Source organism: Sphingobacterium sp. SGG-5 (assembly GCF_011043525.1).
Lineage (GTDB): Bacteria > Bacteroidota > Bacteroidia > Sphingobacteriales > Sphingobacteriaceae > Sphingobacterium.
In genome coordinates this window covers 1-365 of sequence record NZ_JAAKGO010000044.1, presented here as the reverse complement: position 1 = coordinate 365, position 365 = coordinate 1, and the positions used below count along the sequence as shown (strand labels likewise).

Genomic DNA, 365 nt, shown 5'->3' with positions numbered 1-365 from the left:
CAGTAGCCGGGTCATAAGTCAGATCCGTATTGTTGAGATTGATCGGTGTGGCCACCCCTGCCTCGTCGGTATAAGTTAAAATATTGGTTGTTGCGTCATAGGCTACAGCTCCTTCATTGAGGTTCAGCACTACCGGTGTACCGTTCTCTCCTGTATAGGTCAGTTCGTTTGTTGCAGCATTGTAACCTAAGGTAGTCAAAGTCTCGTTAGCCTGTACAATATCTTTTAAGTCCACAGTCTGCGTTACCCCTAAAGTATTCACATAGCTTAAGATGGAAGTACCCGCATCATAAGTCAGATCCGTATTGTTGAGGTTGACCGGTGTGGCAACCCCTGCTTCGTCGGTATAGGTCAGAACGTTGGAG

At 46.8% G+C, this 365-nt stretch carries 1 protein-coding gene; it reads right to left on the bottom strand.

Translation table 11 applies throughout. The features are described from left to right. On the bottom strand, positions 1-365 hold a 365-nt coding region (locus tag G5B30_RS17200; protein WP_206367185.1), incomplete at both ends, for a hypothetical protein.